Genomic DNA, 25,192 nt, shown 5'->3' with positions numbered 1-25,192 from the left:
CAAGTTCTTGTCGAACTTGTCGTCCTGGTGATCGCCTTGCTTCTCCGGCCTTTCGGCCCGTTCCGCCTGGCGACGGGAAGAACATTACCCGATGGAAGCCCGTGCTCCAAAACGAGTTCCCGCCGGGTCGTCGGTGTCCTGTCGCACCGGCGTTCCGTGTACGGACGACCCCGGGCGTTGCCGCCTCGCCGGGACCCGAGCGGGCGGGTTCGCCGAGCGATGACGCGTGGAGGGCCGGGACGGGCTCCCGGCCCACCACCCGGCCCTCCACCGCTCACGCCTCCGTCCGCGCCCCCGCGCCGGCCTCCAGCTTCGCCAGGGCGGCGTCCACGCGGGCCAGGGTGCGGTCGCGGCCCAGGACCTCCAGGGACTCGAACAGCGGCAGCCCGACGGTGCGGCCGGTGACGGCGACGCGGACCGGGGCCTGGGCCTTGCCCAGCTTCAGGCCGTGCTCCTCGCCGGCGGCCAGGACGGCCTCCTTCAGCGGCTCGGCGCTCCACTCGGCCTCGGCCAGCTTGGCGCGAGCGGTGCGCAGCAGGGCGTCCGCGCCGGGCTTCATGGCCTTCTTCCACGACGCCTCGTCCTGGACCGGCTCCGGCAGGAAGAGGAAGTCGACGTTGGCGGTGATGTCCGACAGGACGGTCAGCCGGGTCTGGGCCAGCGGGGCCAGCGCCTCGAAGGCGGCGCGGTCGAAGTCCTCCGGCGCCCAGGGGGCGTGCGGGGCGACCAGCCACGGCTCGCAGCGGGCGACGAAGTCCTTGACGTCCAGCTCCCGGATGTGGGTGGCGTTGATGGCCTCGCACTTCTTGAGGTCGAAGCGCGCCGGGTTGGCGTTGACGTTCCCGATCTCGAAGGCCGCGACCATCTCGTCCATCGAGAAGATGTCCCGGTCCTCCGCGATCGACCAGCCCAGCAGGGCCAGGTAGTTGAGCAGGCCCTCGGGGAGGAAGCCGCGCTCGCGGTAGAGGTTGAGCGAGGACTGCGGGTCGCGCTTGGAGAGCTTCTTGTTGCCCTCCCCCATCACGTACGGCAGGTGTCCGAACTGTGGGACGCTCCCGTTGCCGACGCCGATCTCGGCCAGCGCCCGGTACAGGGCGATCTGGCGCGGGGTGGAGGAGAGCAGGTCCTCGCCGCGCAGGACGTGGGTGATCTCCATCAGCGCGTCGTCGACCGGGTTGACCAGCGTGTACAGCGGGGCGCCGTTGGCCCGGACGATGCCGTAGTCGGTGACGTTCTCCGGGGTGAAGGTCAGCTCGCCGCGGACCAGGTCGGTGAAGGTGATCGGCGTATCCGGCATCCGGAAGCGGACGATCGAGGCGCGCCCCTCGGCCTCGTACGCGGCCTTCTGCTCGTCGGTGAGGGTGCGGCACTTCCCGTCGTAACCGGAGGGCCTGCCGGCCTTGCGGGCGGCCTCGCGGCGCTCCTCCAGCTCCTCGGCGGTGCAGTAGCAGCGGTAGGCGTGGCCGGCTTCCTGCAGCTTCCGGGCGACGTCCGCGTAGATCTCCATCCGCTGCGACTGGCGGTAGGGGGCGTGCGGGCCGCCGACCCCGGGGCCCTCGTCCCACTCGAAGCCCAGCCAGCGCATGGCGTCCAGGAGCTGCTCGTAGGACTCCTCGGAGTCGCGGGCCGCGTCGGTGTCCTCGATGCGGAAGACGAAGGTGCCGCCGTGGTGCCGGGCGAAGGCCCAGTTGAACAGGGCGGTGCGGACCAGCCCCACATGGGGGTTGCCGGTCGGCGAGGGACAGAACCGTACGCGTACGTCAGATGCGCTAGCCACGCTTGATCACCTTGTTGGTGAGAGTGCCGATGCCTTCGATGGTGACGGCGACCTCGTCGCCGACGTTGAGGGGGCCGACGCCCGCCGGGGTGCCGGTGAGGATCACGTCCCCGGGGAGCAGCGTCATCGCCTCGGTGACGTGGACGACCAGGTCCTCCACCGAGCGCACCATCTGGCTGGTGCGGCCGAGCTGCCGCTGCTCGCCGTTGACGGTGCACATGATCGCCAGGTCCGACGGGTCGACGTCGGTGACCACCCATGGGCCCAGCGGGCAGGCGCCGTCGAAGCCCTTGGCCCGGGCCCACTGGTCCTCGGCGCGCTGGACGTCACGGGCGGTGACGTCGTTGGCGCAGGTGTAGCCCAGGATCACGTCCGCGACCCGCTCCCGGGGAACCTGGCTGCACATCCGGCCGATGACCACGGCCAGCTCGGCCTCGTGGTGCACCTCCCGGGAGAAGGACGGGTAGGTGATCGGATCATCGGGCCCCACCACGGAGGTGGAGGGCTTGAAGAAGGTGACGGGGACCTCGGGAACCTCGTTGCCCAGCTCCGCCGCGTGCTCGGCGTAGTTGCGGCCGATCGCCACCACCTTGTTGGGCAACACCGGCGGCAACAGGCGGACCTTGTCCACCGGGACGCGCCGGCCCGAGCGCTCGAACTCGGCGAAGGGGTGGCCCTTGATGATGTCGAGGACGGGGCCGTCGCCGGCCTGGGCGTCCCCTTCCACGACTCCGAACGCGACGTTGCCGTCGATGGAGAACCTGGCGATGCGCACGGGTGGTGCTGCCCCTCGTTGATCGCGGATGGGAGATGACACTCCAGGGTAAGCCCCGGCCGGCCCCGGCGTGCCGCTCGGCCCGCCCACCGGAGCCGGCCGGGGCGGCCGGGGCGCAACACGCCGCGGGCCCCGCACCCGGTGGGGTGTGCGGGGCCCGTCGTACGGGTGTGGGGGTGTGGTCTTCGGGTACCCGCGGCAAGGCGGGAGGAGAAGACCCGGATCCGGTCAGCGCAGGCGCGCCATGAGCGCGTGTTCGACCAGGGTGATCAACGCGCTCTTGGCCTCCGCCCGCTGCCGCGCGTCGGTGGTGATGATCGGCGCGTCCGGACCGATCTGCAACGCCTCACGCACCTCGTCCGGCGTGTACGGCTGCTGCCCGTCGAACCCGTTGAGCGCGATCACGAACGGCAGACCCGAATTCTCGAAGTAGTCCACCGCCGGAAAACAATCCGCAAGACGCCGGGTGTCCACCAACACCACCGCACCGATCGCACCACGCACCAGGTCGTCCCACATGAACCAGAACCGATCCTGCCCCGGCGTACCGAACAGGTACAGGATCAGATCCTGGTCCAACGTGATACGACCGAAGTCCATCGCCACCGTCGTGGTGGTCTTGTCGCCGGTGTGGGTCAGATCGTCGATCCCCGCGGACGCGGCGGTCATCACGGCCTCGGTGCGCAGCGGGTTGATCTCCGACACGGCGCCCACGAAGGTCGTCTTGCCCACGCCGAACCCGCCCGCCACCACGATCTTCGCGGAGGTGGTGGAGCGCGATGCACCGCTAGAGCTTGCGAAGTCCACTGAGCACCCTTTCGAGCAGTGTCACGTCTGGCTGGCCACCGGCGGACTCTTCGCCGCCGGCCTGGTGGATGGCGACGAGTCCGGCCTCGGCCAGGTCGGCGACGAGGATACGGGCGACGCCCAAGGGAATGGAGAGGAGTGCGGAGATCTCCGCTACCGATTTGATCTCATAACACAGTCGGCAGATCCGCTGGTGCTCGGGCAGTTGGCCCTGGAGCTGCGCGGGCTGCGCCGTGGTGTGCACCAGCGCCTCTATCGCCAACTGGTAGCGCGGGCGGGTGCGACCCCCGGTCATGGCGTACGGACGCACCAGCGGCGAGGAGTCTCCGCCGCCGCCCGCCGCCCCGGTCTCTCGGGGCCCGGTCTGCTCGGTCGGGCGGGACGGGGGAGGCTGCTGCCGGTGCTGCCGGTACTGTTCCGGGCCGTCGGGAGGCGGAGGCGTCTGCCACTGCCGGCTGGGCGCGGAGGGGAAGTTGTACCGCTGGGGCTGGTCGTGCTGCGGCTGAGGCTGGTGTTCACCGCCGTAGGGACCACCTGGGGGCGTTACCACGTCTCCTCCTCCACTGCCGGACGTAATTCGGGGGTCGTCGCTTCGGAACTGGCCGGATCCCATCGCGCCCCCGCACCCTAGCGGCGCGGAGACGCGATGCGCACGGTCTGTTGGTTAGTTGAGGAGACTTCCCTGCAGTTCGGCGCGGAGGTCCGGCGTCAGCACCGTACCCGCGCGATCCACCAGCAGGGCCATCTCGTACCCGACCAGACCGATGTCCGCCTCCGGGTGCGCCAACACCGCCAACGAGGAGCCGTCGGAGATCGACATGATGAACAGGAACCCACGCTCCATCTCCACCACCGTCTGATTCACCGCACCCCCCTCGAAGATCCGCGACGCACCAGCGGTCAGCGAGGTCAGCCCCGACGCGACCGCCGCCAACTGATCGGCACGGTCCCGCGGGAACCCCTCGGACATGGCCAGAAGGAGGCCGTCGGCGGAGACCACCACCGTGTGCGACACCCCCGGGGTGTTCTCCACGAAGTTGGTGATCAACCAGTTCAGGTTCTGCGCCGCCTGGCTCATCGGGCTCACACTAACGCTCCTGATCGTAGGTGCTGCCGGGGCCGTAGCCCGGTCGGTCGTTCTGGGTGGCATCCGAACCGCCCGCGGTACGTCCTCGTCGAACGCCTCGGTGCAGGTTGCTCAACCTGCCGCGGACGTCCTCCGGGGCGCGGGAGACCTGGGGGCCGCCCTGGGATGTTCCTTCCGCTTCCGCGGTGCCCGCCACCAGGTTGGCGCGGGGCACGCGTCGCGGCAGTCCGGAGGAGGTGACTCCGCCGGCCTTGGGGTCGCGGAGCCGCTCCGCCCGCTGCCGGCGCTCGTCGTTCGCCGTGTCGCCCCAGGCGGAGTCGTCGGAACGATCCTCCTGCCGGGGAGCTTCCGGAGATTCCGCTTGCGGCCGGTGCAGCGGGGCCGGGCCCTCGTCGGACGGCTGCCGCTTCCGTTCCCGACGCGGAAGTCCCGCACCGGTCAAGGAAGAGGAGTCGTCCGGAGCCTGGCCCGGTCGGTCGAAGCCTACGCGTTCTCGGCTCTCTTCGGGAACGCTGGGGACGGATTCCGTTTCCGCTCCCGTGAAGATCCCTTGAACGTTTCCGTAACCGCTCGGGCCGTATCCGGCGTCGTAGTCGGGCCGGTACTCCTGCCCGTAGTCGGAGTGGTGCTCCTGCCGGTGGTCGCCCTGGACGCTCCGGTCGTCCCGGCCGTACGGATCGCCCTGGCCGTACGGGGCGCCCTGGGCGTACGGGGCGTCCTGGCGGTAGGGGTCCTGGTAGGGGTCCCGGCCGTACGGGGTCTCCTGGCCGAAGTCCTGCGGGACGGCGTACCGACCGGTCTGTCCGCTGTCGTAGGAAGCGGGCTGCGGCCGGTACTGCTCCTGCGGGGGTTCCTGCGCCGGATACCGCTCCTGCTGGGACTGCTCCTGCGCCGGGTACTGCCGGCCCTCCAGCGCCGCCCGGCGCTCCTCCCGCATCAACGAGCGGCCGACCGGGTCGAGGACGGAAGGGTTCTCCGGCTCCGGAGACGGGGACGGGGCGCCGTAGCGCGAGTCGTCGAAGCCCAGGTCGGCGGCGGACAGCTGCCGCTGCTCCTCGTGGGTGGGCTGGGCCGCGGCCGGCTGCTCCGGGACGATCCGGGAGACGGTGAAGTCCTCCTCGACCTGCTCCTCGCCGCCGCCACCGTGGGTGATCTCCTCCGGCAGCATGACCAGCGAGGTGGTGCCCGTCTGCTCGCCGGAGGGCCGCAGCTGGACGCGGATGCCGTGGCGCAGGGAGAGGCGACCGACCACGAACAGACCCATGCGACGGGAGACCGAGACGTCCACCGTCGGCGGATTGGCCAGCTTGTGGTTGATGTCGGCGAAGTCCTCGGGGGTGAGACCGATGCCCTTGTCGTGGATCTCGATCATCACCCGGCCGTCGGGCAACCGGGTCGCGGTGACCTTGACCTTGGTCTGCGGGGAGGAGAACGAGGTGGCGTTCTCCAACAGCTCGGCCAGCAGGTGCACCAGGTCGGTGACGACCCGGCCGTGGATCTCGCTGTCCGGCACGCCGGACAGCTCGATGCGCTCGTAGTCCTCCACCTCCGAGGAGGCGGCGCGCAACACGTCCACCAGCGGGATCGGCTGGTTCCACCGACGGCCGGGCTCCTCGCCCGCGAGGACCAGCAGGTTCTCGCCGTTGCGGCGCATGCGGGTCGCCAGGTGGTCCAGCTTGAAGAGGTTCTCCAGCTGCTCCGGATCGGCCTCGTTGTTCTCCAGGTCCGTGATGAGGGCGAGCTGGCCCTCGATGAGGCCCTGGTTGCGGCGGGAGAGGTTGGTGAAGATGGCGTTGACGTTCCCCCGCAGCATCGCCTGCTCGGCGGCGAGTCGGACCGCCTCGCGGTGGACCTGGTCGAAGGCCCGGGCGACCTCGCCGATCTCGTCACGGCTGTCGATGGGGATGGGCTTCACGCGGGTGTCGACCTTGCCCGGGTCGGTGCGCGAGAGCTGATCGACCAGCATGGGCAACCGGTCCTGGGCGATGTCGAAGGCGGCGGTGCGCAGTCGACGCATGCTGCTGCTCATCGAGCGGGCCATCATCCCGGCGATGACGAAGGCCGCCAGCAGGGCCACGAGCACCACGACGGAGTTGACGATCGCGTCCCGCTGGGCGTCGGCGGCGATCTCCCCGGTCTCCTCCACCGCCTTGTCGGTCAACTCCTTCTCGATCACGCGGTAGGCGTTGAACTTGCCGGTGGCGGAGGTGTACCAGTTCTCGGCGGTGACGCCGCGGGCGCGCAGGGCCTGGGGTGACGCTCCGGAGGCGATCGCCTGGACCATCTTGTCGGTGGCCGGCGGATCGACGAAGGTCTCGCCGGCGGCCTGCGCCTCCTCCTTGGCCTCGGCGAGCCGTTCCCGGACCTCCTCGTTGCCCTTGGCGAGCTCGTCCTGCAGGCGCTTCCAGTCCTCCTCGGTTCCGCCGCCGCGGTACTCGTCGACGGCGATGCGCTCCAGGTAGGCGTAGGAGCTGAAGGCGGTGAGCTGGCGCTGCTTGTCCTCCGCGCCGGGTCCGGGCTCGATCAGCAGGTGGGTGCCGATCGAGCGCTGGAGGGAGCCGGCGGCCTTGGCCAGTGAAACGGCGTAGACGGTGCGCCCGTAGGAGGTGATGTTGCCGGTGCCCAGCCCGAGTTCGTTGGCGAACTCCATCAGCGGGTGCTGGATCCGGACGTATCCCTCCTCGGTCTCCACGCCGCTCAACCGATCGGTGTAGGCGGCCTGACGCAGCTCGGTCAGGCCCGGCTCGACCTCGGTGAAGGCGGCGAGGCGGCGCTTGAGGCCCTGGCGGTCGGGCATCTGCTCGACGCGCCGGTGGAACTCCTCGCGCGCGGCGTCGGTGACGTCGCGCACCTCCTCGACCACCGGGTCGTCGGCGTTGCCCTGGAGGAGCGGCGCGGCGCTGCGGTCACGCTCGTCGATCAGGGCGTGGGCGTAGGTGGCCGCGGCCCTGACCAGTTCGGCGGTGCGCTCGGCCTCCTCGGCCTCGTTCAGCGTCTCCAGGGAGCTCTGCACCCGGAAGCCGCCGAAGACGAGGGCAACGAGCACGGGAAGCAGCAGGATGGCGTTCAGCCTGGTGGCCACACGCCAGTTGCGCACCGCGAAGCGACCGCCTCCACCCGAACCCCGGACGTCTCCGGGCAGGTCGGAGGGCTCCTCCACGGCACGCCGCGGCGGCGTGAAATTACCCCGCGACTCCCGGGACGGGGCGCTCGTTTTGCTTCGCCTCACTCGACCAAACCTCTCGGCTTCAGCCCATCGCCTTCGATGAAACCGTAACTACTGCTCGGTTCAGCGAATTTCAGCACGCCGGGCAGAAGCTTTCCAAACAACTGGACCTCTGGAGACGACCTCCGTAACAGGCGGGCAAAAAGGGCATCAAGCTCATGTCACGTCAAACGATCGAAGGTTTGTGCGCGCTGGGGAGTGGAGCGCTCGCGGCGAGTGGTGTCGATGCCCCAATTCTCTGTCGAAACGTTATGAAAGTCGGGGCGAACGGGCACGGAACCCATCCACCTCGGACACCGATCCACGACATTCTCGTCAGCCTCCACCACAGGGCCGCGCGCGATGGGCGCCACGGTCAGCGCAGGCGCGCCAGCAGCGCGTGTTCGACCAGGGTGATCAACGCGCTCTTGGCCTCCGCCCGCTGCCGCGCGTCGGTGGTGATGATCGGCGCGTCCGGACCGATCTGCAACGCCTCACGCACCTCGTCCGGCGTGTACGGCTGCTGCCCGTCGAACCCGTTGAGCGCGATCACGAACGGCAGACCCGAATTCTCGAAGTAGTCCACCGCCGGAAAACAATCCGCAAGACGCCGGGTGTCCACCAACACCACCGCACCGATCGCACCACGCACCAGGTCGTCCCACATGAACCAGAACCGATCCTGCCCCGGCGTACCGAACAGGTACAGGATCAGATCCTGGTCCAACGTGATACGACCGAAGTCCATCGCCACCGTCGTGGTGGTCTTGTCGCCGGTGTGGGTCAGATCGTCGATCCCCGCGGACGCGGCGGTCATCACGGCCTCGGTGCGCAGCGGGTTGATCTCCGACACGGCGCCCACGAAGGTCGTCTTGCCCACGCCGAACCCGCCCGCCACCACGATCTTCGCGGAGGTGGTGGAGCGCGATGCACCGCTAGAGCTTGCGAAGTCCACTGAGCACCCTTTCGAGCAGTGTCACGTCCGGTGCGCCGCCGGGCTCGCTGCTGCTTCCCGGCTGGTGGATGGCCACCATCCCGGCCTCGGCCAGGTCGGCGACGAGGATACGGGCCACTCCGAGAGGTATCGCGAGCAGCGCCGAGATCTCCGCCACCGACTTGACCTCCTGGCAGAGGTGGCAGATCCGCTGGTGCTCGGGCAGCAGCCCCACCAACTGGGTCGGGTCCGCACTGGTGCTCACCAGCGCCTCTATCGCCAACTGGTAGCGCGGGCGGGTACGACCCCCGGTCATGGCGTACGGACGCACCAGCGGCTGGTCGCCCTCACCGTCGTACGGCATGTGGTCGTTGTGGCCACCGTACGGACCGGGTGAGGCGGGCGGCGGGGTCATGGCTCCTCCGGGCGAGGCATGAGGTCGGCGATGCGGACTGTGGTGCTCATGTGGGGGGAGCGTTCGTCAGTTGAGGAGACTTCCCTGCAGTTCGGCGCGGAGGTCCGGCGTCAGCACCGTACCCGCGCGATCCACCAGCAGGGCCATCTCGTACCCGACCAGACCGATGTCCGCCTCCGGGTGCGCCAACACCGCCAACGAGGAGCCGTCGGAGATCGACATGATGAACAGGAACCCACGCTCCATCTCCACCACCGTCTGATTCACCGCACCCCCCTCGAAGATCCGCGACGCACCAGCGGTCAGCGAGGTCAGCCCCGACGCGACCGCCGCCAACTGATCGGCACGGTCCCGCGGGAACCCCTCGGACATGGCCAGAAGGAGGCCGTCGGCGGAGACCACCACCGTGTGCGACACCCCCGGGGTGTTCTCCACGAAGTTGGTGATCAACCAGTTCAGATTCTGCGCCGCCTGGCTCATCGGACTCAACTAACGCTCCTGCTGGTAGGTGGGGTCTGTGCCGTGGCCGCCGCCGGTCCGGCCGCTGCCGGCCTGTCGACCCTGTTGGATGCCCCGGCGGAGGTTGGTAAGCCGGCCGCGCACGTCGTCGGGCGCACGCGAGACCTGCGGGCCGGTCGGTGTGGACGGCCCCTGCTGCGCGGTGCCCGCCACCAGGTTGGCGCGGGGCACGCGTCGCGGCAGTCCGGAGGTGGTGACCCCGCCCGCGGCGGGCTGACGGAGCTGTTCGGCCCGACGCCAACGCTCGTCGTTCGGGGACTCCTGCCACGTGCCGCCGGTGTTGCCCCGCCCCGCGAAGGCGCCGACGGACGCCCGCTGCGAGTCGGCCGGGCCCGTGGCACGGGCGGCTCCATTCGGCTGCCCACCGCCGAAACCCGGGGACCTGTCGCCCCCCTGGCGCGGGCCCTCCTGCCGGCGGGCCTCCGGCTGGGCCGTGTGCTTGGCGCTGAACCAGCTCGACTCCATCGATTCGAAAATCGGAGTGCGCTCGTTCGTGTCGCCGGCGGGCGAGCTGCCGGGCAGTTCGTAGCCGGACGCGCCACGCTCGGCGGGCGAAGCCTGCTGGGGTACGTATCGGGAGGTGTCCTGCGAACCCTGCGGAGCCGGGAACTGGCCGGTGTCCTGCGAACCCTGCGGAACCGGGAACTGGCCGGTGTCCTGCGAACCCTGCGGAACCGGGAACTGGCCGGTGTCCTGCGAACCCTGCGGAACCGGGAACTGGCCGGTGTCCTGCGGAGCCGGGAACCGACCGGTGTCCTGCTGCGAATCGCGGAGGCCCTCCCGTCCGCCGTCCGGCTCCACGAGCGGGAACCGGGCCGTGTCACCCGGGTCCCCGAGTTGCCGGTGCGTTCCCGTGTGCTCGGATCCGGTGAACTCCGAGGTGGTCTCGATCTCCTCGTGGCCACGCGGCGCGTCGGCCGCCTCGGGCCGACCGTGAGGGCGAGCACCGGGATCGTCGGCCCAACTGGGGCGGCGGTCACCGGCACCGGTGGGCAGCGCGCTCGTGGGGGCGTTGCCACCTCCGCGCTGCGGCAGCCCGCCGCGACCGGCGCGGTCCTCGGGACGGGGGCCGGCTCCGAAGGCGTTCGCGCCCGCCGGGGCCCCCGCGGGGCGGTCGGAGCCACCGGGTCCGGCGGGCCCGCCCGGACGGCCGGGGCCTGCGAAGCCGCCGTTGCCACCACCCGCGGCGGGACTGCCGCCCGGCAACGCGGCGCGTGAGGCACCGCCCTGAACCTGGTTGCGAGTCGGCAACGCACCGAGCCGGCTGGTACCGGCGGGTGCCCCGCCCCCCTGCGGCTCGCGTCGGAGCGTGGCGGACGGACCGGGACCCTGACCACCGTCGCCGCCCGGCTTCTTCTGCTGACCACCGCGCTGGGTGACGTCGACCGGGAGCATGACCAGCGCGGTCGTGCCGCCGGAGTCGGAGGGGCGCAGCTGGATGCGGATGCCGTGGCGCAGGGAGAGGCGACCGACCACGAACAGACCCATGCGACGGGAGACCGAGACGTCCACCGTCGGCGGATTGGCCAGCCGCTCGTTGATCGCCGCCAAGTCCTCCGGCGACAGCCCGATGCCGGTGTCGTGGATCTCGACCAGCACCCGACCGTCGGGGAGGGCGTGGCCGGTGACCTTGACCTTGGTCTGCGGGGAGGAGAACGAGGTGGCGTTCTCCAGCAGCTCGGCCAGCAGGTGCACCAGGTCGTTGACGACCCGGCCGGCGACCTCGGTGGTGGGGACGGCACTGAGCTCGATCCGCTCGTACTGCTCCACCTCGGACGCGGCAGCGCGCAGCACGTCCACCAGCGGCACCGGACGCGTCCACCGACGGCCGGGCTCCTCGCCCGCGAGGACCAGCAGGTTCTCGCCGTTGCGGCGCATGCGGGTCGCCAGGTGGTCCAGCTTGAACAGCGAGGAGAGCTGGTCCGGGTCGGCCTCGCGGGACTCCAGCTCCGAGATGAGCGACAACTGGCGCTGGATCAGACCCTGGCTGCGGCGCGAGAGGTTGGTGAACATCGCGTTGACGTTCCCCCGCAGCAACGCCTGCTCGGCGGCGAGTCGGACCGCCTCGCTGTGGACGTCGTCGAACGCCGCGGCCACCTTGCCGATCTCGTCGCGGCTGTGGACGCCGACGGACTCGACCGAGGTGTCCACGTCCTGCGGGTCGGCCTCGGAGAGCTGCTTGACCAGTTCGGGCAGGCGGCGGCGGGCCACGTCCTGCGCGGTGTCCTGCAGGCGGCGCAGCGAACGCACCATGGAGCGGGCCACGACGAACGCGCCGACCAGCGAGATGCCGAGAACCAGCAGGACGAGGACACCGTTGACGAAGGCCGACTGCTGGGCCTCCGCACGCAACTGGCGGGCCTGCTCGTCCATCTGGGTGAGCAGTGAGGCCTCGATCTTCTCCATCTGCTCGATCTTGACCCGGTCCTGGTCGAACCAGTCCAGGTACGAGCGGTTCTCACGCGAGATGCCCTCGGGGTTCTTCACCACGCGCTCGGCGTACTGGTCGGCCGAGGTGATGTTGACGATGCCCTCGTCCAGCGGCTTGGTGAGCTCGGCCGCGCGGCTGTTGCCGTAGATGTCCGCGAAGCGGGTGCGGGCGGCGGACTCGCTGTCCCAGGCCGTCCGCAGGTAGAGGTGGTCGTTGTCCGAGAGCTTGGGGCCGCCCTTGCGCGCCAGGCCGGCGCTGATGATCGCGCGCTGCACGGAGGCGTACTCCTTGGCGGAGGAGAACGCGGCCAGCGCGCGGGTGCTCTGGATCATCTCCGGGTTGCTGGTGGCCTGCGCCATGTCCTGCGACAGGCTCAGCAGCGACTCGATCAACTGGTTGTAGTCGTTGACCGTCTGCGCGATGTTGTCCGGGTTGTCGTACGCCCGGTCACGGATGCTCTTCAGCCGGTTGAGCTGCCGATGGATCTCGGTGACCGACGCTCGGACGCCGGAGAGCACGTCGTTGTCGGCGTTGTCGAGACCGGCGGTGGCGTCGAAGAACGCGCCCTTGACCTGGTCGGTCGTCTCGCGCGGCGCGACGACCGTGTCGTCCTTGGGGTTGCCGGTGCCCGTCAGCGGACCGGCCGAGCGGTCCCGCTCCTCCTGGAGAGCCGCCGCCAGTTCCGTGGCGTGCTCGGTCATCTCCGTCAGGAGCTTCATGTTGTCGAGCTGGTCGACCTCTTCCAACGAGCTGTTGATGCGCAGCACGCCCAGCGAGGTGGCCGCGACGACCGGAAGGGCCAGCAGCGAGACCAGTCGGGTGCTGATGCGCCAGTTGCGCAGGGCGAGGCGAGAGCCCGCCGCGCTGGGCTCCTTGGGCTTCGGGGCGCCCTCGTGTTCGCCGTCCGGCTGCGCCTTCGAGCGCTTGCCTCCCTCGGTGTCGAGGGCCTGTTCCCGGCCACCGCTCTCCTGGGCACGCTGTGGTGAGGAGCCGCGGTCGGTCGCACCGCGCAGCTCCGGGTCCCCCACAGCGCTGCCATCCCTCTTGAAACGTCCCTGCACTAGCGTCGCAACCTCTGGACCAGGCGTCCCCCCGCGAACGGCGGAACGGTATCGAGTCGGGGAAGGCCCGAGGACCCCCCTGACGGTCGTGAGTGACCGGCGCGCCCCCAAGTCACCGCCACGCGGCGCTCCTGTGCGCCCCTTGCGCGCCGGTTCGTCTGCGGCGGTCCGTGGAATTCCAGCACAGTGCCGGATCTCCAACAAGGTCCGTGGATAACCCTGTGACATGCGTGACGCTGCGCAGACGAGGTGTCGCGGAGGGTGCAACCGCACACCTCACATTACGGACTTTCGGCAGCTAGTGCCGCAGCGGACCCCGGGGGAGACCCCCTGCCCCGGTAGCGTCACCGGAGGGCGGAAAATCCGATTTAGGGATATGGTGTCCGTTTATCAGCCCGCTCCAGTCGGCCTGCTATGCACCTTTTGCCCGTCGATTCGTGAGTAAAATCACAGGTGGATCGTTGTCCGAGTCAGCCCCGGAGGGGAATGAGGACCCTTACGCTCACCTTTACAGGACATCGGCGAACGACAAGAAGGCGAACGAGGCAGACTCGGTGAAGACGACGATGATCATGCGCAGCGTTGCCAACCCGCGGCGCACGACCCTGGCCCACCTGAAGGACGCCGAGGAACTCGCCGTGGTTCCCCCGGCGGACCGGGCCGAGGAGAAGCCGGCCGCCACCCTGCCGCTCCAGACCGCCAATCCGCGGCGCACCGTCCTGACGAACGCGCCCGTCGGCTGAGCCCCGAAGGCGGCGCGCCGTACCGCGCGTCGCAGCGGCCCCGTACGCCGAGGCGTACGGGGCCGACGTGTGTTCTACGGCGAGTACCGGACGGCGGGCTCAGATCTGCCAACTGTGGGGAGCGCGGAAGCCGGCGGTGCGCTCCAGCCGGCGCCAGGGCGCGGTGCTGCGACCGGGGCGCGCGGCGGGAGCGCTACGGGTGCGGTGGGCCGCGGCGCGGGCCAGGAGCAGGGCGGTGACGGCTGCGAGTTCCTCCTCGCTGGCATGGCCCTTCTCCACGCGGACCACGTCGGTGACGGCGAGGGTGGCGGAGTCGTTCACGGGGCGTTCCTCACGGTGCGTCGTTGGTGTCGTCGTTGGTGTCGTCGTGCATGTCGCCGCGGACACGGGGTCTCCTCACTGGGGCGGGTTGCCGTGTTTGCGGGCGGGCAGGTCGGCGTGCTTGGTACGGAGCATGGCCAGGGCCCCGACGAGGACGGAGCGGGTGTCGGCCGGATCGATCACGTCGTCGACCAGACCGCGTTCGGCCGCGTAGTAGGGATGCATCAGCTCGGACTTGTACTCCTTGACCAGTTCCCGACGCGTCTCGTCCGGATCGTCGGAGGCGGCGATCTCCCGCCGGAAGATCACGTTGGCGGCGCCCTCGGCACCCATCACCGCGATCTCGTTGGTCGGCCAGGCATAGGTCAGATCCGCACCGATGGACTGGGAGTCCATCACGATGTACGCGCCCCCGTACGCCTTGCGCAGCACCACCGACACCCGCGGCACCGTGGCGTTGCAGTACGCGTACAACAACTTGGCGCCGTGCCGGATGATCCCGCCGTGCTCCTGGTCCACCCCCGGCAGGAACCCGGGCACGTCCAAAAGGGTGACGATCGGGATGTTGAACGCGTCGCACATCTGCACGAACCGCGCGGCCTTCTCCGACGCGTGGATGTCCAACACCCCCGCCAGATGCCGGGGCTGGTTGGCCACGATCCCCACCACCTGCCCGCCCAGCCGGGCCAGCGCGCACACGATGTTGTTCGCCCACCGCTCGTGCACCTCGAGGTACTCGCCGTCGTCGACGATCTCCTCGATCACCGCCCGCATGTCGTAGGGACGGTTGCCGTCGACCGGCACCAACTCCAACAACGCCTCGCTCCGCCGGTCGACCGGATCGACGCACTCGGTACGCGGCGGGTTCTCCCGGTTGTTGGACGGCAGCAGCGACAGCAGGTAGCGCACCTCGGCCAGACAGGTCTCCTCGTCGTCGTAGGCGAAGTGCGCCACCCCGGAGGTGGCCGCGTGCACATCGGCACCGCCCAACCCGTTCTGCGACACCCGCGCCCCGGTGACGGCCTGCACCACGTCCGGACCGGTGATGAACATCTGCGAGGTGTCACGCACCATGAACACGAAATCCGTCAACGCCGGCGAGTAGGCCGCCCCACCCGCACACGGCCCCAACATCACCGAGATCTGCGGAATCACCCCCGACGCCCGGGTGTTGCGCTGGAAGATCCCGCCGTACCCGGCCAGCGCCACCACACCCTCCTGGATGCGGGCCCCGGCCCCGTCGTTGAGCGAGACCAACGGCGCACCGGCCGCGATGGCCATGTCCATGATCTTGTGGATCTTCGCCGCGTGCGCCTCCCCCAACGCCCCACCGAAGATCCGGAAATCATGGGCGTAGACGAACACCGTCCGCCCCTCCACCGTCCCCCAACCGGTGACCACCCCATCGGTGTACGGCCGCCGGCCCTCCAGACCGAACCCCGTGGCCCGGTGCCGCCGCAACGGCTCCACCTCGTGAAACGACCCGGCATCCACCAACAACTCGATCCGCTCACGCGCGGTCAGCTTCCCCTTCGCGTGCTGCGCCTCGGTCGCCTTCTCGCTCGGGCCTCGCCGCACCTGCTCACGGATGGCGTGCAACTCCGCCACACGACCACGGGCATCGTTCGCCTCGGACGGCGTCTGGGACAGATCGGTCATGTTCAGACCCTACGAAACAGTCCGGCCGTTCGCCGTCGTCGGATCCGTACAGTCTCGACCCTGGATTCATGGTCACGCCGCACAGAACTGTGCCCTCGCAACACCCACACCAGGGAAGACCCCCAGAATCTCGCCGCGCGTACTGTGGGGTTCCCACAGTACGCGCGGGAGACGTCCGTACCCGTACGGAGTGCTCCGTGACGACCGGTCAGCCCATCGGCTCGACACCCGCACGCAGTAGACCGTAGGCGTAGGCGTCGACGAGCGCCTGCCAGGAGGCCGCGATGACGTTGTCGGCGACGCCCACGGTGGACCACTCCCCACCACCGTCGCCGGTGGAGACGAGCACCCGGGTGGTGGACTCGGTGCCGTGGGTGCCCGCCAGGATGCGGACCTTGTAGTCCACCAGCTCCATCTGGGCGAGTTCGGGATAGATCCGCTCCAGCGCCACCCGCAGCGCCCGGTCCAGGGCGTTGACCGGTCCGTTGCCCTCCGCGGTGGCGACGATGCGCTCGCCCTTGGCCCACAGCTTCACGGTGGCCTCGTTGGCGTGGGAACCATCGGGGCGGTCCTCGACGATGGCCCGCCAGGACTCGGTGGTGAAGAAGCTCTGCGGACGCCCCTCCACCTCCTCGCGCAGCAACAGTTCGAAGGAGGCGTCGGCGGCCTCGTAACTGTAGCCGCGCAGTTCGCGCTCCTTGACCCGTTCCACGATCCGTCCGACCAGCTCGCGGTCGTCGCCGAGGTCGATCCCCAGCTCCCTGCCCTTGAGCTCGATGGAGGCGCGTCCGGCCATGTCGGAGACCAGCATCCGCAGCCGGTTGCCGACCCGCTCGGGGTCGATGTGCTGGTAGAGGTCGGGATCCACCTTGATGGCGGAGGCGTGCAGTCCGGCCTTGTGCGCGAAGGCCGACACTCCCACGTACGGCTGGTGGGTGGAGGGGGTGAGGTTGACGACCTCGGCGATGGCGTGGGAGATCCGGGTCGTCTCGCGGAGCGCGCCCTCGGGCAGCACCCGCATGCCGTACTTCAGCTCCAGCGCGGCGACGACGGAGAAGAGGTCGGCGTTGCCCACGCGCTCGCCGTAACCGTTCGCGGTGCACTGGACGTGGGTGGCTCCGGCGTCCACGGCGGCCAGGGTGTTGGCGACGGCACAGCCGGTGTCGTCCTGGGCGTGGACGCCCAGGCGCGCGCCGGTGTCGGCCAGTACGGTGCGCACCACGGCCTGGACCCGGGCCGGGAGCATGCCGCCGTTGGTGTCGCACAGGATCACCACCTCGGCGCCGGCCTCGTGGGCGGTGCGCACGACCTGCTTGGCGTACTCGGGATTGCCCAGGTAGCCGTCGAAGAAGTGCTCGCAGTCGACGAAGACCCGGCGTCCGGCGGACCGCAGGTACTCCACGGTGTCGCGGACCATCTCCAGGTTCTCCTCCAAAGTGGTGCGCAGGGCCAGCTCGACGTGCCGGTCGTGCGACTTGGCCACGACGGTGACCACCGGCGCCTCCGCGTCGACCAGGGCCCGCACCTGCGGATCGTCGGCGGCGGCCACACCCGCCCTGCGGGTGGCTCCGAAGGCGACGAGCGACGCGTGCCGGAAGTCGATCTCCTCCCGGGCGCGTCGGAAGAACTCGGTGTCCCTGGGGTTGGCTCCGGGCCATCCGCCCTCGATGAAGCCGACACCGAAGTCGTCCAGGTGGCGTGCGATGGTCAGCTTGTCCGCGACGGAGAGGTTGATTCCCTCGCGCTGGGCCCCGTCGCGGAGTGTGGTGTCGAAGACGTGGAACGCGTCACCGAGGGGAGACGCGTCTCCCGGGTGCCGGGAGACCGCGGCGTCGGTCATGCTGGTCAGGCTCCTGTCGGATGAGAGTAGGTCCGGAAGGCTTGGCCCCACTTGTCCCCATCATCCCTCACGCCTTCGCCCCGGCAGGGTGGGCCGGAAAACGAAAAGACCCCTCGCGGGTGCGAGAGGTCTGCGCGCGGGTCTGGGACACGGTGTCCGCCACCGCACCGGGTCCGTGCGGGGGTGGTCACTGCGGACCGGCGCGCCTGCTGCCGATAATCATGGCGAGGTGAGGCACGGGGAGAGTCTGGCACGAATCCGCACCGTGGAGAGAAGCATCTCACGATGTGGTCAGGGAGGCGGTACGGGGAGCCGGCCTCCCGCGCACTCCCGACTCCCGCGCGTCCCCGCGCGACCGTCTCCCCCGTCGGCGCGGTCGCGCCCACCCGGACCCGGGTGGACGCGACCGCGCCGACGGGGAACGGCCCGACCGGTCCGGCCCCGTCAGGCGAGCCTGTGCATCCAGCCGTGCTTGTCCTCGGCGCGGCCGGTCTGGACGGCGAGCAACGCGTCGCGGAGCCGCATCGTGATCTCGCCCGGCTCGCCGTCGCCGACGGTCCACTCGCCGTCGGCGGACTTCACGGTGCCGACCGGGGTGATGACGGCCGCCGTGCCGCAGGCGAACACCTCGCTGATCGAGCCGTCGGCGTTGCCCTCGCGCCAGTCCTCGACGGAGATACGGGCCTCCTCGGTGCGGTAGCCCAGGTCCGTGGCGATGGTCAGCAACGAGTCACGGGTGATGCCCGGCAGCAGGGTGCCGGTCAGCTCGGGGGTGACGATGGTGGCGTCCTCGCCCCTGCCTCGGACGAAGTAGAGGTTCATGCCGCCCATCTCCTCGATCCAGCGGCGCTCGGCGGCGTCCAGCCACACCACCTGGTCGCAGCCGTGCTCGGCCGCCTCGGCCTGGGCGACGAGGGAGGCCGCGTAGTTGCCGCCGGTCTTCGCCTCGCCCGTCCCGCCGGGGGCGGCACGGACGTACTCCTTCGACAGCCACACCGAGACGGGCTTGACGCCCCGCGGGAAGTAGGCGCCGGCAGGGGAGGCGATCACCGTGAACAGGTACTCGTTCGCGGGCCGCACCCCGAGTCCGACCTCGGCGGCGAACATGAAGGGCCGCAGGTACAGCGATTGCTCGCCCTCGCTGGGCACCCAGGCCTCGTCCTGCTGGACGAGCAGGTCACAGGCCTCGACGAAGGTCTCCACCGGCAGCTCGGGCATGGCCATGCGACGCGCCGAGCGTCGGAAGCGCTCGGCGTTGGCCTCCGGCCGGAAGACGGCGACGGAGCCGTCGGGCTGACGGTAGGCCTTGAGTCCCTCGAAGATCGTCTGGGCGTAGTGCAGCGTCATGTTCGCCGGGTCCATCTGGAACGGCGCGTACGGCTGGAGCCGTGCGTCGTGCCAGCCACGGCCCTCGGTCCACCGGATGGTGACCATGTGGTCGGTGAAGTGGCGACCGAAGCCGGGGGCGGCCAGCACCGCCTCGCGCTCCGCGTCCGGCAGCAGGTGCGCGGAGGGCTTGAGGTCGAACTCGATACGGGGCGTCGTCATGGTGAGCGCGTCCTTCACTGGGTGTCGTGGTGGACCGCACTCCCGTGTTCCCACGGGTACCAGGACGTCCGAGTTTCCTCGCGTACGGCGGTCCCATGTCCGATTATCGGAGGGCGGGAGGCCGTGTGGCGGACACGGGTGGGCGGTCCTGGGGTAGATGGTCGCACCCAACCGCCGAGTAGCACAGCGGCCGGGCGCCTGCGGGCCCGGCCGGAACGTGCGGCGGGACCCGCTAGTCGGCTACTCGCGCCGCGAGGGCGTCACCGATCTCGTCGGTGGTGCGGGAGCCGGAACGCTCCGCGAGGTCGGCGGAGACCGCGTCCTCGACGCGGGCCGCCTCGGCCTCGAGACCGAGGTGGCGCAGCATCAGCGCGACGGACAGGATCGTCGCGGTGGGGTCGGCCTTGCCGGTGCCGGCGATGTCGGGCGCGGAGCCGTGGACCGGCTCGAACATCGACGGGAAGGCGCCGGTGGGGTTGATGTTCCCCGAGGCGGCCAGTCCGATGCCGCCGGTGACGGCGGCGGCGAGGTCGGTGAGGATGTCACCGAAGAGGTTGTCGGTGACGATCACGTCGAAGCGCTCGGGCTGGGTGACGAAGAAGATCGTCGCGGCGTCCACGTGCAGGTAGTCGGTGGCGACCTCGGGATACTCCCGGCCGACCCGGTCGAAGATGTTCTTCCACAGGTGGCCGGCGTGCACCAGGACGTTGTTCTTGTGGACCAACGTGAGCTTCCGGCGCGGACGGGCCTTCGCCCGCTCGTAGGCGTCCCGCACCACGCGCTCGACGCCGTAGGCGGTGTTCACGCTGACCTCGGTGGCCACCTCGGCCGGGGTGCCGGTGCGCAGGGAGCCGCCGTTCCCGGTGTAGGGGCCCTCGGTGCCCTCGCGGACGACGACGAAGTCGATGTCCGGCCGGCCCTCGAGCGGGGTCGCCGTGTTGGGGAAGAGCTTCGACGGGCGCAGGTTGACGTAGTGGTCGAAGGCGAAGCGCAGCTTGAGCAGCATTCCGCGCTCCAGCACCCCGGAGGGGACGGACGGGTCGCCGATCGCGCCGAGCAGGATCGCGTCGTGGCCCTTGAGACGCTCCAGCTCGGCGTCCGGCAGGGTCTCCCCCGTGGCGTGCCAGCGCCTCGCGCCGAGGTCGTACTCCGTCGTCTGCAGCTTCACGTCCTGCGGCAGGACGGCGGACAGGACCTTCAGGCCCTGGGCCACGACTTCCTGACCGATGCCGTCACCGGGAATCACTGCGAGGTCGATGCTGCGAGACATGGGGGGACCCTACCGCTCGTCCCAGGAGTCGACACGCGCTGTCCAGGATCCGGACGACCGCCGCGCGGGCGGCCCGGCCGCTTCCGGGCCGTCCGCGGGGGTCTGCGAGCACTCCCGGAGGTGTTCAGTGGCCGGTGGCTCCGCCGTTGTCCCGGCGGTCCAGCGCCCGCTGGAGCGCGGCGGCCGCGTTGCGGCGGTCGGTGTCGTCGTGGTGGTCGCGGGCGGCGTGGCGGGCACGGCGGCGGGCGGTCTCGTCCATGGTCGGAACTCCTTGGGGGAACGGAACCTGAAAACGGGAAGAGGAGGGATTCCTACGGGATTCCAAGCGCCGTAAGCGGCGGGGGCGGCCGGGTGCGGCAGGGGTCACCTGCGAGGGCACGGCGCCTCATCCGCCATTCGCTGATGGAGCGAGACGTTCGGCTCCCACCAAAGTAAGGGCTGAAAGCTGTAATGTCCCGCTGATTAGTTGGTCTTCCTAGCATCTGAGACGGCGCCGCCCCTGACCTGCGGTTTTCCCACTGTGACGCCGCCCACTTCACCTGTCCGAGCGAAAACGCCCCCTCGTCACCGCCACCACGCCCGACGCCCCCGTCCGGTCCGGGCGGGGGCGTCGGGCGTGGGCTGCCAGGGAGGGTTCAGCCCATGTGGGGGTAGCGGTAGTCGGTCGGCGGAACCAGGGTCTCCTTGATGGAGCGGGTGGAGGTCCACCGCATCAGGTTCTGCTTGGATCCCGCCTTGTCGTTGGTGCCCGAGGCGCGGCCGCCGCCGAAGGGCTGCTGACCGACGACGGCGCCGGTGGGCTTGTCGTTGATGTAGAAGTTGCCCGCCGCGAAGCGCAGCGCCTCGCAGGCGTGGGCCGCGGCGGCGCGGTCTCGGGCGATGACGCAGCCGGTCAGGCCGTACGGGGCGACCGACTCCATCTGCTCCAGCACCGCCTCGTACTCGGCGTCCTCGTAGACGTGGACGGCCAGGATCGGGCCGAAGTACTCCTGCCAGAAGACCTCGCTCGTCGGGTCGGTGCAGGCGATGACGGTCGGGCGGACGAAGTAGCCGACGCTGTCGTCACAGCTGCCGCCCGCGATGATCTCGCAGGTCGGGTCGGACGCGGCGCGGTCGATGGCGGCCTTGTTCTTGGCGAAGGCGCGCTCGTCGATGACGGCGCCCATGAAGTTCGCCAGGTCGGTGACGTCGCCCATGGTCAGGCCCTCGACCTCGGCCGCGAACTCCTCCTTGAAGCCGCTCTCCCAGATGGAGCGCGGCACGTAGGCGCGCGAGGCCGCCGAGCACTTCTGTCCCTGGTACTCGAAGGCGCCGCGGGTCATCGCCGTCCTGAGCACCGCCGGGTCGGCCGAGGGGTGGGCGACGACGAAGTCCTTGCCGCCGGTCTCGCCGACCAGCCGCGGGTACGTCTTGTACGTCTCGATGTTGTTCCCGACCGTCTTCCACAGGTACTGGAAGGTCTTGGTCGAGCCGGTGAAGTGGATGCCGGCGAGGTCGGGGTGGACCAGCGCCACCTCGGAGACCTCCTTGCCGTCCCCGGTCACCAGGTTGATGACGCCGTCGGGCAGGCCCGCCTCCTCCAGCAGCCGCATGAGGAGCACCGCGGCGTGCGTCTGGGTCGGGGACGGCTTCCAGACGACGGTGTTGCCCATCAGCGCCGGAGCGGTGGGCAGGTTGCCCGCGATGGCGGTGAAGTTGAAGGGCGTGATGGCGTAGACGAAGCCCTCCAGCGGGCGGTGGTCCATCCGGTTCCACACGCCCGGGGAGTTGGCGACCGGCTGCTCGGCCAGGATCTGGCGGGCGTAGTGGACGTTGAAGCGCCAGAAGTCGACCAGCTCGCAGGGGGTGTCGATCTCGGCCTGCTGCGCCGTCTTGGACTGACCCAGCATGGTGGAGGCGGCCATCGTCTCCCGCCAGGGACCGGCCAGCAGCTCGGCGGCGCGCAGGAAGATCGCGGCACGGTCGTCGAAGGACAGCGAGCGCCACATCGGGGCGGCGGCGAGCGCGGCGTCGACGGCGTCGACGGCGTCCTGGCGGGTGGCGTGGGCCGCGGTGCCGAGCACCGCCTTGTGGTTGTGGGGCTGTACGACGTCGAAGCGCTCCCCGCCGCCCAGCCGCTTCTTGCCACCGATGGTCATCGGCAGGTCGATCGGGTTCCCGGCGAGCTCCTTGAGCTTGGCTTCGAGACGGGCGCGCTCCGACGTGCCGGGTGCGTAGGTGTGCACCGGCTCGTTCACCGGCGCGGGGACCTGGGTCACAGCGTCCATGGCCGTGTCTCCTTCGAGGGTTCGGTCGTGTCGTCGTGCGTTCGGACCGTCGGCCCGTCGCGGCCGCGGTCGGCCGCTCAGCCTCTGGTGGCCAGCGAGCGGAGGAAGAACGCCAGGTTGGCGGGGCGCTCGGCGAGCCGTCGCATGAAGTACCCGTACCAGTCGGTGCCGTAGGGGACGTACACCCGCATCCGGTGCCCGGCGCCGGCCAGTCGCTCCTGTTCGGCGGTGCGGATGCCGTAGAGCATCTGGAACTCGTACTCGCCCGGCTTGCGGCCGCAGCGCCGCGCCAGCTCCTGGGCGATGGCCACCATCCGCGGGTCGTGGGAGCCGATCATGGGGTAGCCCCCGCCCTCCATGAGGATCCGCAGACAGCGGACGTACGCCCGGTCCACCTCGTGCTTGTCCTGGAGGGCCACGGACGCGGGCTCCTTGTAGGCGCCCTTGACCAGCCGCACCCGTGACCCCTCGCCGGCCAGGGCCCGGCAGTCGTCCTCGGTGCGGTGGAGGTACGACTGGAGGACGGCGCCCGTGGCGGGGAAGCGCTCGCGCAGCTTCGCCAGGATCGCCAGCGTGGAGTCGACCGTGGTGTGGTCCTCCATGTCCAGGGTGACGGTCGTGCCCGCCTCGGCGGCGGCCTCCACGACCGGGAGGACGTTGGCGTACGCGATGTCGTCGCCGCCCGGCAGGGCCTGCCCGAAGGCGGAGAGCTTCACCGACATCTCGGCCCGCTCCCCCAGGCCCGTCGTCCGCAGGGCCTGGGCCAGCTCCAGGTAGGCGTCGCGGGCGCGCAGCGCCTCGCCGCGGTCGGTGACGTCCTCGCCCAAGTGGTCGAAGGTGACCTCCAGGCCCCGGTCGGTCAGGGCACGGAGGGTCGTCAGGGCCTGGTCGAGGCGCTCTCCGGCGACGAACCGGTCCACCACGGGGCGGGTGACCGGTGCGGCCGAGACGATGCGACGGATGCTGTCGCTGCGCGCGGCCGCGAGGAGCACGGGACCCAGCACGGGGCACCTCCACGGACGGATCTTGACGGTGGTCTGGTGGCTGGAGAGCCACCGTCGAACCTAAGGATCGCTCTCCCTTCCCGCCATCGACAGCTGTCACGCTTCCGTGGCCCGTATCTCATACATCTGTATGACAATGGTGGGGTCCACGGCGGGCGACGGGCCCTTCCGCGGACGACCCGAACGGGAAGGCGACGCGGGACGATGCACGAGGACTACCAGGCGTTGGTCGACGAGGTGACCGCCCTTCTCGGCACCCCGGCGACGTTGGAGAACCGCGACTTCGGCCTGATCGCCTTCGGGGCCCACGAGGGCGACGGGGACGGGGACGACGCCGCGCCGCTGGACGCCGCGCTGATGGACCCGGTGCGCACCAGCTCGATCCTGCGGCGGCGCTCCAGCGCCCGGGTGCGGGCCTGGTTCGAGAGCTTCGGCATCACCCGGGCGACGGGCCCGGTGCGCATCCCACCGGACCCGTCGGCCGGAGTGCTGCGCGGCCGGATCTGCGTGCCGGCGCGGCACGGCGGCGTGACCCTGGGATATATCTGGCTCCTGGACGACGGGGCGCTGGAGCTGTCCGATCCCAGACTGGCGGACGTACGGGCCGTGGCCGACCGCGTCGGGGGCCTGCTGGCCGCCGAGTCCCGGACGAGCACCCGGCTGGGCGAACTGCTGCGCACCCTGCTCACCGCGCCCCCCGGGCAACGGGCGGCGGAGCGGGCCGAGACCGAGCTGGCCCAGGAGTTGGGGGCCGCGGCGGCCGGACCGCTGACGATGGTGGCCGTGGTGCCCTGGGGAGAGGCGGACGAGGAGCCCACCGGACTGGCGTCGCCCGCCCCCGGCGGGGGGATCCCCGGGGTCCTCGCGGGGTGCGTGGTGCCCCTGCGCCCCGTGGCGGAGGCCTCCCCGACGGAGGACGCCGTGCGGGAGGCGACGGGAAGCGCGGGAGGACTGGCCGTCCTGGTCCGGCTGCGCACGCTCGGCGGGACGGGACCGGCCCGCACCGCCGCCGAGCGGCTGCTGCGCTCGCCCCGGGCCGGGACACCGGGGTCGCCCGGCGCGGCGGCGGGCATCGGCGAGCCCCGCACCGGGCTGGGCGGGGTGACCGCCGCCTGGCGGCAGGCGCTGGCCGCGGCCCGGGCGGCCCGGGCGGAGCGGCGGTTCGGGCCGGTGGCGCGGTGGGACGGGATCGGGCCGTATCGGATGCTGGCCGTTCCCGGCGGTCCGGCCGGGCCGCCGGACCCGTCGGTGCGGACCCTGCTGGAGCCCGATCGCCGGGAGCTGGCCCGCACGGCCGAGGCGTTCCTCGACTGCGCCGGCCAGGCGGGCCGCACCGCGACGTTGCTGGGCGTCCACCGCCAGACGCTCTACTACCGGCTGTCGAAGGTCGAGCAACTCACCGGTCTCGACCTGGACGACGGCGAGGACCGCCTGTTGCTGCACATGGCGCTCAAGAGCGCACGGCTGCTCCGCACCTGACGGACGACGGGCGGACGACGGGCGGACGACGGGCGACGGCCCGGAGCGAA

20 protein-coding genes are annotated in these 25,192 nt (G+C 70.6%); 2 read left to right on the top strand and 18 right to left on the bottom strand.

Going from position 1 to position 25,192, the window contains the following annotated elements; genetic code table 11:
- Positions 1-274: 274 nt before the first annotated feature.
- The 10 genes from gltX to F0L17_RS18955 form a co-directional block, all read right to left on the bottom strand.
- Positions 275-1,777 carry a glutamate--tRNA ligase gene (gene gltX / locus F0L17_RS19000; RefSeq protein ID WP_162466412.1) on the bottom strand — a complete coding sequence of 501 codons (1,503 nt, stop codon included), beginning with the start codon at positions 1,775-1,777 and terminating at the stop codon, positions 275-277.
- Positions 1,770-2,552, bottom strand: a complete 783-nt coding sequence (locus F0L17_RS18995) for a fumarylacetoacetate hydrolase family protein (RefSeq protein ID WP_162466411.1) — start codon at positions 2,550-2,552, stop codon at positions 1,770-1,772. The genes gltX and F0L17_RS18995 overlap by 8 nt, the downstream gene beginning before the upstream one ends.
- Positions 2,553-2,780: 228 nt before the next feature.
- Positions 2,781-3,359 (bottom strand): ATP/GTP-binding protein, encoded by a 579-nt coding sequence (locus F0L17_RS18990; protein ID WP_162466410.1) that lies wholly within the window; start codon positions 3,357-3,359, stop codon positions 2,781-2,783.
- The gene (locus F0L17_RS18985; RefSeq protein WP_162466409.1) at positions 3,340-3,909 is read right to left on the bottom strand and encodes a DUF742 domain-containing protein; all 570 of its coding nucleotides are present in this window, start codon (positions 3,907-3,909) and stop codon (positions 3,340-3,342) included. Before F0L17_RS18985 ends, F0L17_RS18990 begins: the two co-directional genes overlap by 20 nt.
- Positions 3,910-4,023: 114 nt before the next feature.
- The gene (locus tag F0L17_RS18980; protein WP_155072008.1) at positions 4,024-4,437 is read right to left on the bottom strand and encodes a roadblock/LC7 domain-containing protein; all 414 of its coding nucleotides are present in this window, start codon (positions 4,435-4,437) and stop codon (positions 4,024-4,026) included.
- A gap of 10 nt (positions 4,438-4,447) precedes the next feature.
- Positions 4,448-7,675, bottom strand: coding sequence for a nitrate- and nitrite sensing domain-containing protein (locus F0L17_RS18975; protein ID WP_162466408.1), 3,228 nt, complete (start codon positions 7,673-7,675; stop codon positions 4,448-4,450).
- Positions 7,676-8,027: 352 nt separating this feature from the next.
- Entirely contained in the window at positions 8,028-8,606 is a 579-nt protein-coding gene (locus F0L17_RS18970) for an ATP/GTP-binding protein (RefSeq protein WP_162466407.1), read from the bottom strand.
- The gene (locus F0L17_RS18965) at positions 8,587-9,000 is read right to left on the bottom strand and encodes a DUF742 domain-containing protein (RefSeq protein WP_155072007.1); all 414 of its coding nucleotides are present in this window, start codon (positions 8,998-9,000) and stop codon (positions 8,587-8,589) included. Before F0L17_RS18965 ends, F0L17_RS18970 begins: the two co-directional genes overlap by 20 nt.
- 66 nt (positions 9,001-9,066) lie before the next feature.
- Entirely contained in the window at positions 9,067-9,480 is a 414-nt protein-coding gene (locus F0L17_RS18960) for a roadblock/LC7 domain-containing protein (RefSeq protein WP_155072008.1), read from the bottom strand.
- Between the two features lie 9 nt (positions 9,481-9,489).
- Positions 9,490-13,011: a nitrate- and nitrite sensing domain-containing protein gene (locus F0L17_RS18955; protein ID WP_162466406.1), complete on the bottom strand. Its 3,522-nt coding sequence runs from the start codon at positions 13,009-13,011 to the stop codon at positions 9,490-9,492.
- A gap of 554 nt (positions 13,012-13,565) precedes the next feature.
- On the opposite strand from F0L17_RS18955, the gene F0L17_RS18950 reads away from it, so the two are divergent.
- Positions 13,566-13,754 (top strand): hypothetical protein, encoded by a 189-nt coding sequence (locus F0L17_RS18950; protein ID WP_155072005.1) that lies wholly within the window; start codon positions 13,566-13,568, stop codon positions 13,752-13,754.
- Positions 13,755-13,853: 99 nt separating this feature from the next.
- Here F0L17_RS18950 and F0L17_RS18945 read toward each other — a convergent pair whose 3' ends face one another.
- From F0L17_RS18945 to F0L17_RS18915, 8 genes are all read right to left on the bottom strand, one after another.
- A complete protein-coding gene (locus tag F0L17_RS18945) occupies positions 13,854-14,075 on the bottom strand; it encodes an acyl-CoA carboxylase epsilon subunit (protein ID WP_162466405.1) in 222 nt (73 codons plus the stop codon).
- A gap of 75 nt (positions 14,076-14,150) precedes the next feature.
- The gene (locus F0L17_RS18940; RefSeq protein ID WP_155072004.1) at positions 14,151-15,734 is read right to left on the bottom strand and encodes an acyl-CoA carboxylase subunit beta; all 1,584 of its coding nucleotides are present in this window, start codon (positions 15,732-15,734) and stop codon (positions 14,151-14,153) included.
- Positions 15,735-15,942: 208 nt separating this feature from the next.
- Complete coding sequence (cimA, locus tag F0L17_RS18935) at positions 15,943-17,574, bottom strand: citramalate synthase (protein ID WP_155072003.1); 1,632 nt, start codon at positions 17,572-17,574, stop codon at positions 15,943-15,945.
- Positions 17,575-18,018: 444 nt separating this feature from the next.
- Positions 18,019-19,122, bottom strand: coding sequence for a branched-chain amino acid aminotransferase (locus tag F0L17_RS18930; protein WP_155072002.1), 1,104 nt, complete (start codon positions 19,120-19,122; stop codon positions 18,019-18,021).
- A gap of 232 nt (positions 19,123-19,354) precedes the next feature.
- Positions 19,355-20,392 carry a 3-isopropylmalate dehydrogenase gene (locus F0L17_RS18925; RefSeq protein ID WP_155072001.1) on the bottom strand — a complete coding sequence of 346 codons (1,038 nt, stop codon included), beginning with the start codon at positions 20,390-20,392 and terminating at the stop codon, positions 19,355-19,357.
- Between the two features lie 124 nt (positions 20,393-20,516).
- Positions 20,517-20,651 carry a hypothetical protein gene (locus F0L17_RS28095; RefSeq protein WP_274389099.1) on the bottom strand — a complete coding sequence of 45 codons (135 nt, stop codon included), beginning with the start codon at positions 20,649-20,651 and terminating at the stop codon, positions 20,517-20,519.
- A 376-nt stretch (positions 20,652-21,027) separates the two neighbouring features.
- The gene (gene pruA, locus F0L17_RS18920; RefSeq protein ID WP_155072000.1) at positions 21,028-22,659 is read right to left on the bottom strand and encodes an L-glutamate gamma-semialdehyde dehydrogenase; all 1,632 of its coding nucleotides are present in this window, start codon (positions 22,657-22,659) and stop codon (positions 21,028-21,030) included.
- Between the two features lie 77 nt (positions 22,660-22,736).
- Entirely contained in the window at positions 22,737-23,663 is a 927-nt protein-coding gene (locus tag F0L17_RS18915; RefSeq protein WP_162466404.1) for a proline dehydrogenase family protein, read from the bottom strand.
- A 204-nt stretch (positions 23,664-23,867) separates the two neighbouring features.
- On the opposite strand from F0L17_RS18915, the gene F0L17_RS18910 reads away from it, so the two are divergent.
- A complete protein-coding gene (locus F0L17_RS18910) occupies positions 23,868-25,142 on the top strand; it encodes a PucR family transcriptional regulator (RefSeq protein ID WP_155071999.1) in 1,275 nt (424 codons plus the stop codon).
- The last annotated feature ends 50 nt before the right edge of the window (positions 25,143-25,192 follow it).

The sequence above is a fragment of the Streptomyces taklimakanensis genome (assembly GCF_009709575.1).
Lineage (GTDB): Bacteria > Actinomycetota > Actinomycetes > Streptomycetales > Streptomycetaceae > Streptomyces > Streptomyces taklimakanensis.
Note: the sequence above shows the minus strand (reverse complement) of the source record. Positions and strands in the feature narration are given on the sequence as shown.

What these genes read in the sequence shown, in the direction of transcription:
- F0L17_RS18980 (WP_155072008.1), bottom strand. Translation starts at nt 4,437, where the DNA reads ATGAGCCAGGCGGCGCAGAACCTGAACTGGTTGATCACCAACTTCGTG.
- F0L17_RS18965 (WP_155072007.1), bottom strand. Translation starts at nt 9,000, where the DNA reads ATGACCCCGCCGCCCGCCTCACCCGGTCCGTACGGTGGCCACAACGAC.
- F0L17_RS18960 (WP_155072008.1), bottom strand. Translation starts at nt 9,480, where the DNA reads ATGAGCCAGGCGGCGCAGAATCTGAACTGGTTGATCACCAACTTCGTG.
- F0L17_RS18940 (WP_155072004.1), bottom strand. Translation starts at nt 15,734, where the DNA reads ATGACCGATCTGTCCCAGACGCCGTCCGAGGCGAACGATGCCCGTGGT.
- cimA (WP_155072003.1), bottom strand. Translation starts at nt 17,574, where the DNA reads ATGACCGACGCCGCGGTCTCCCGGCACCCGGGAGACGCGTCTCCCCTC.
- F0L17_RS18930 (WP_155072002.1), bottom strand. Translation starts at nt 19,122, where the DNA reads ATGACGACGCCCCGTATCGAGTTCGACCTCAAGCCCTCCGCGCACCTG.
- F0L17_RS18925 (WP_155072001.1), bottom strand. Translation starts at nt 20,392, where the DNA reads ATGTCTCGCAGCATCGACCTCGCAGTGATTCCCGGTGACGGCATCGGT.
- F0L17_RS28095 (WP_274389099.1), bottom strand. Translation starts at nt 20,651, where the DNA reads ATGGACGAGACCGCCCGCCGCCGTGCCCGCCACGCCGCCCGCGACCAC.
- pruA (WP_155072000.1), bottom strand. Translation starts at nt 22,659, where the DNA reads ATGGACGCTGTGACCCAGGTCCCCGCGCCGGTGAACGAGCCGGTGCAC.
- F0L17_RS18910 (WP_155071999.1), top strand. Translation starts at nt 23,868, where the DNA reads ATGCACGAGGACTACCAGGCGTTGGTCGACGAGGTGACCGCCCTTCTC.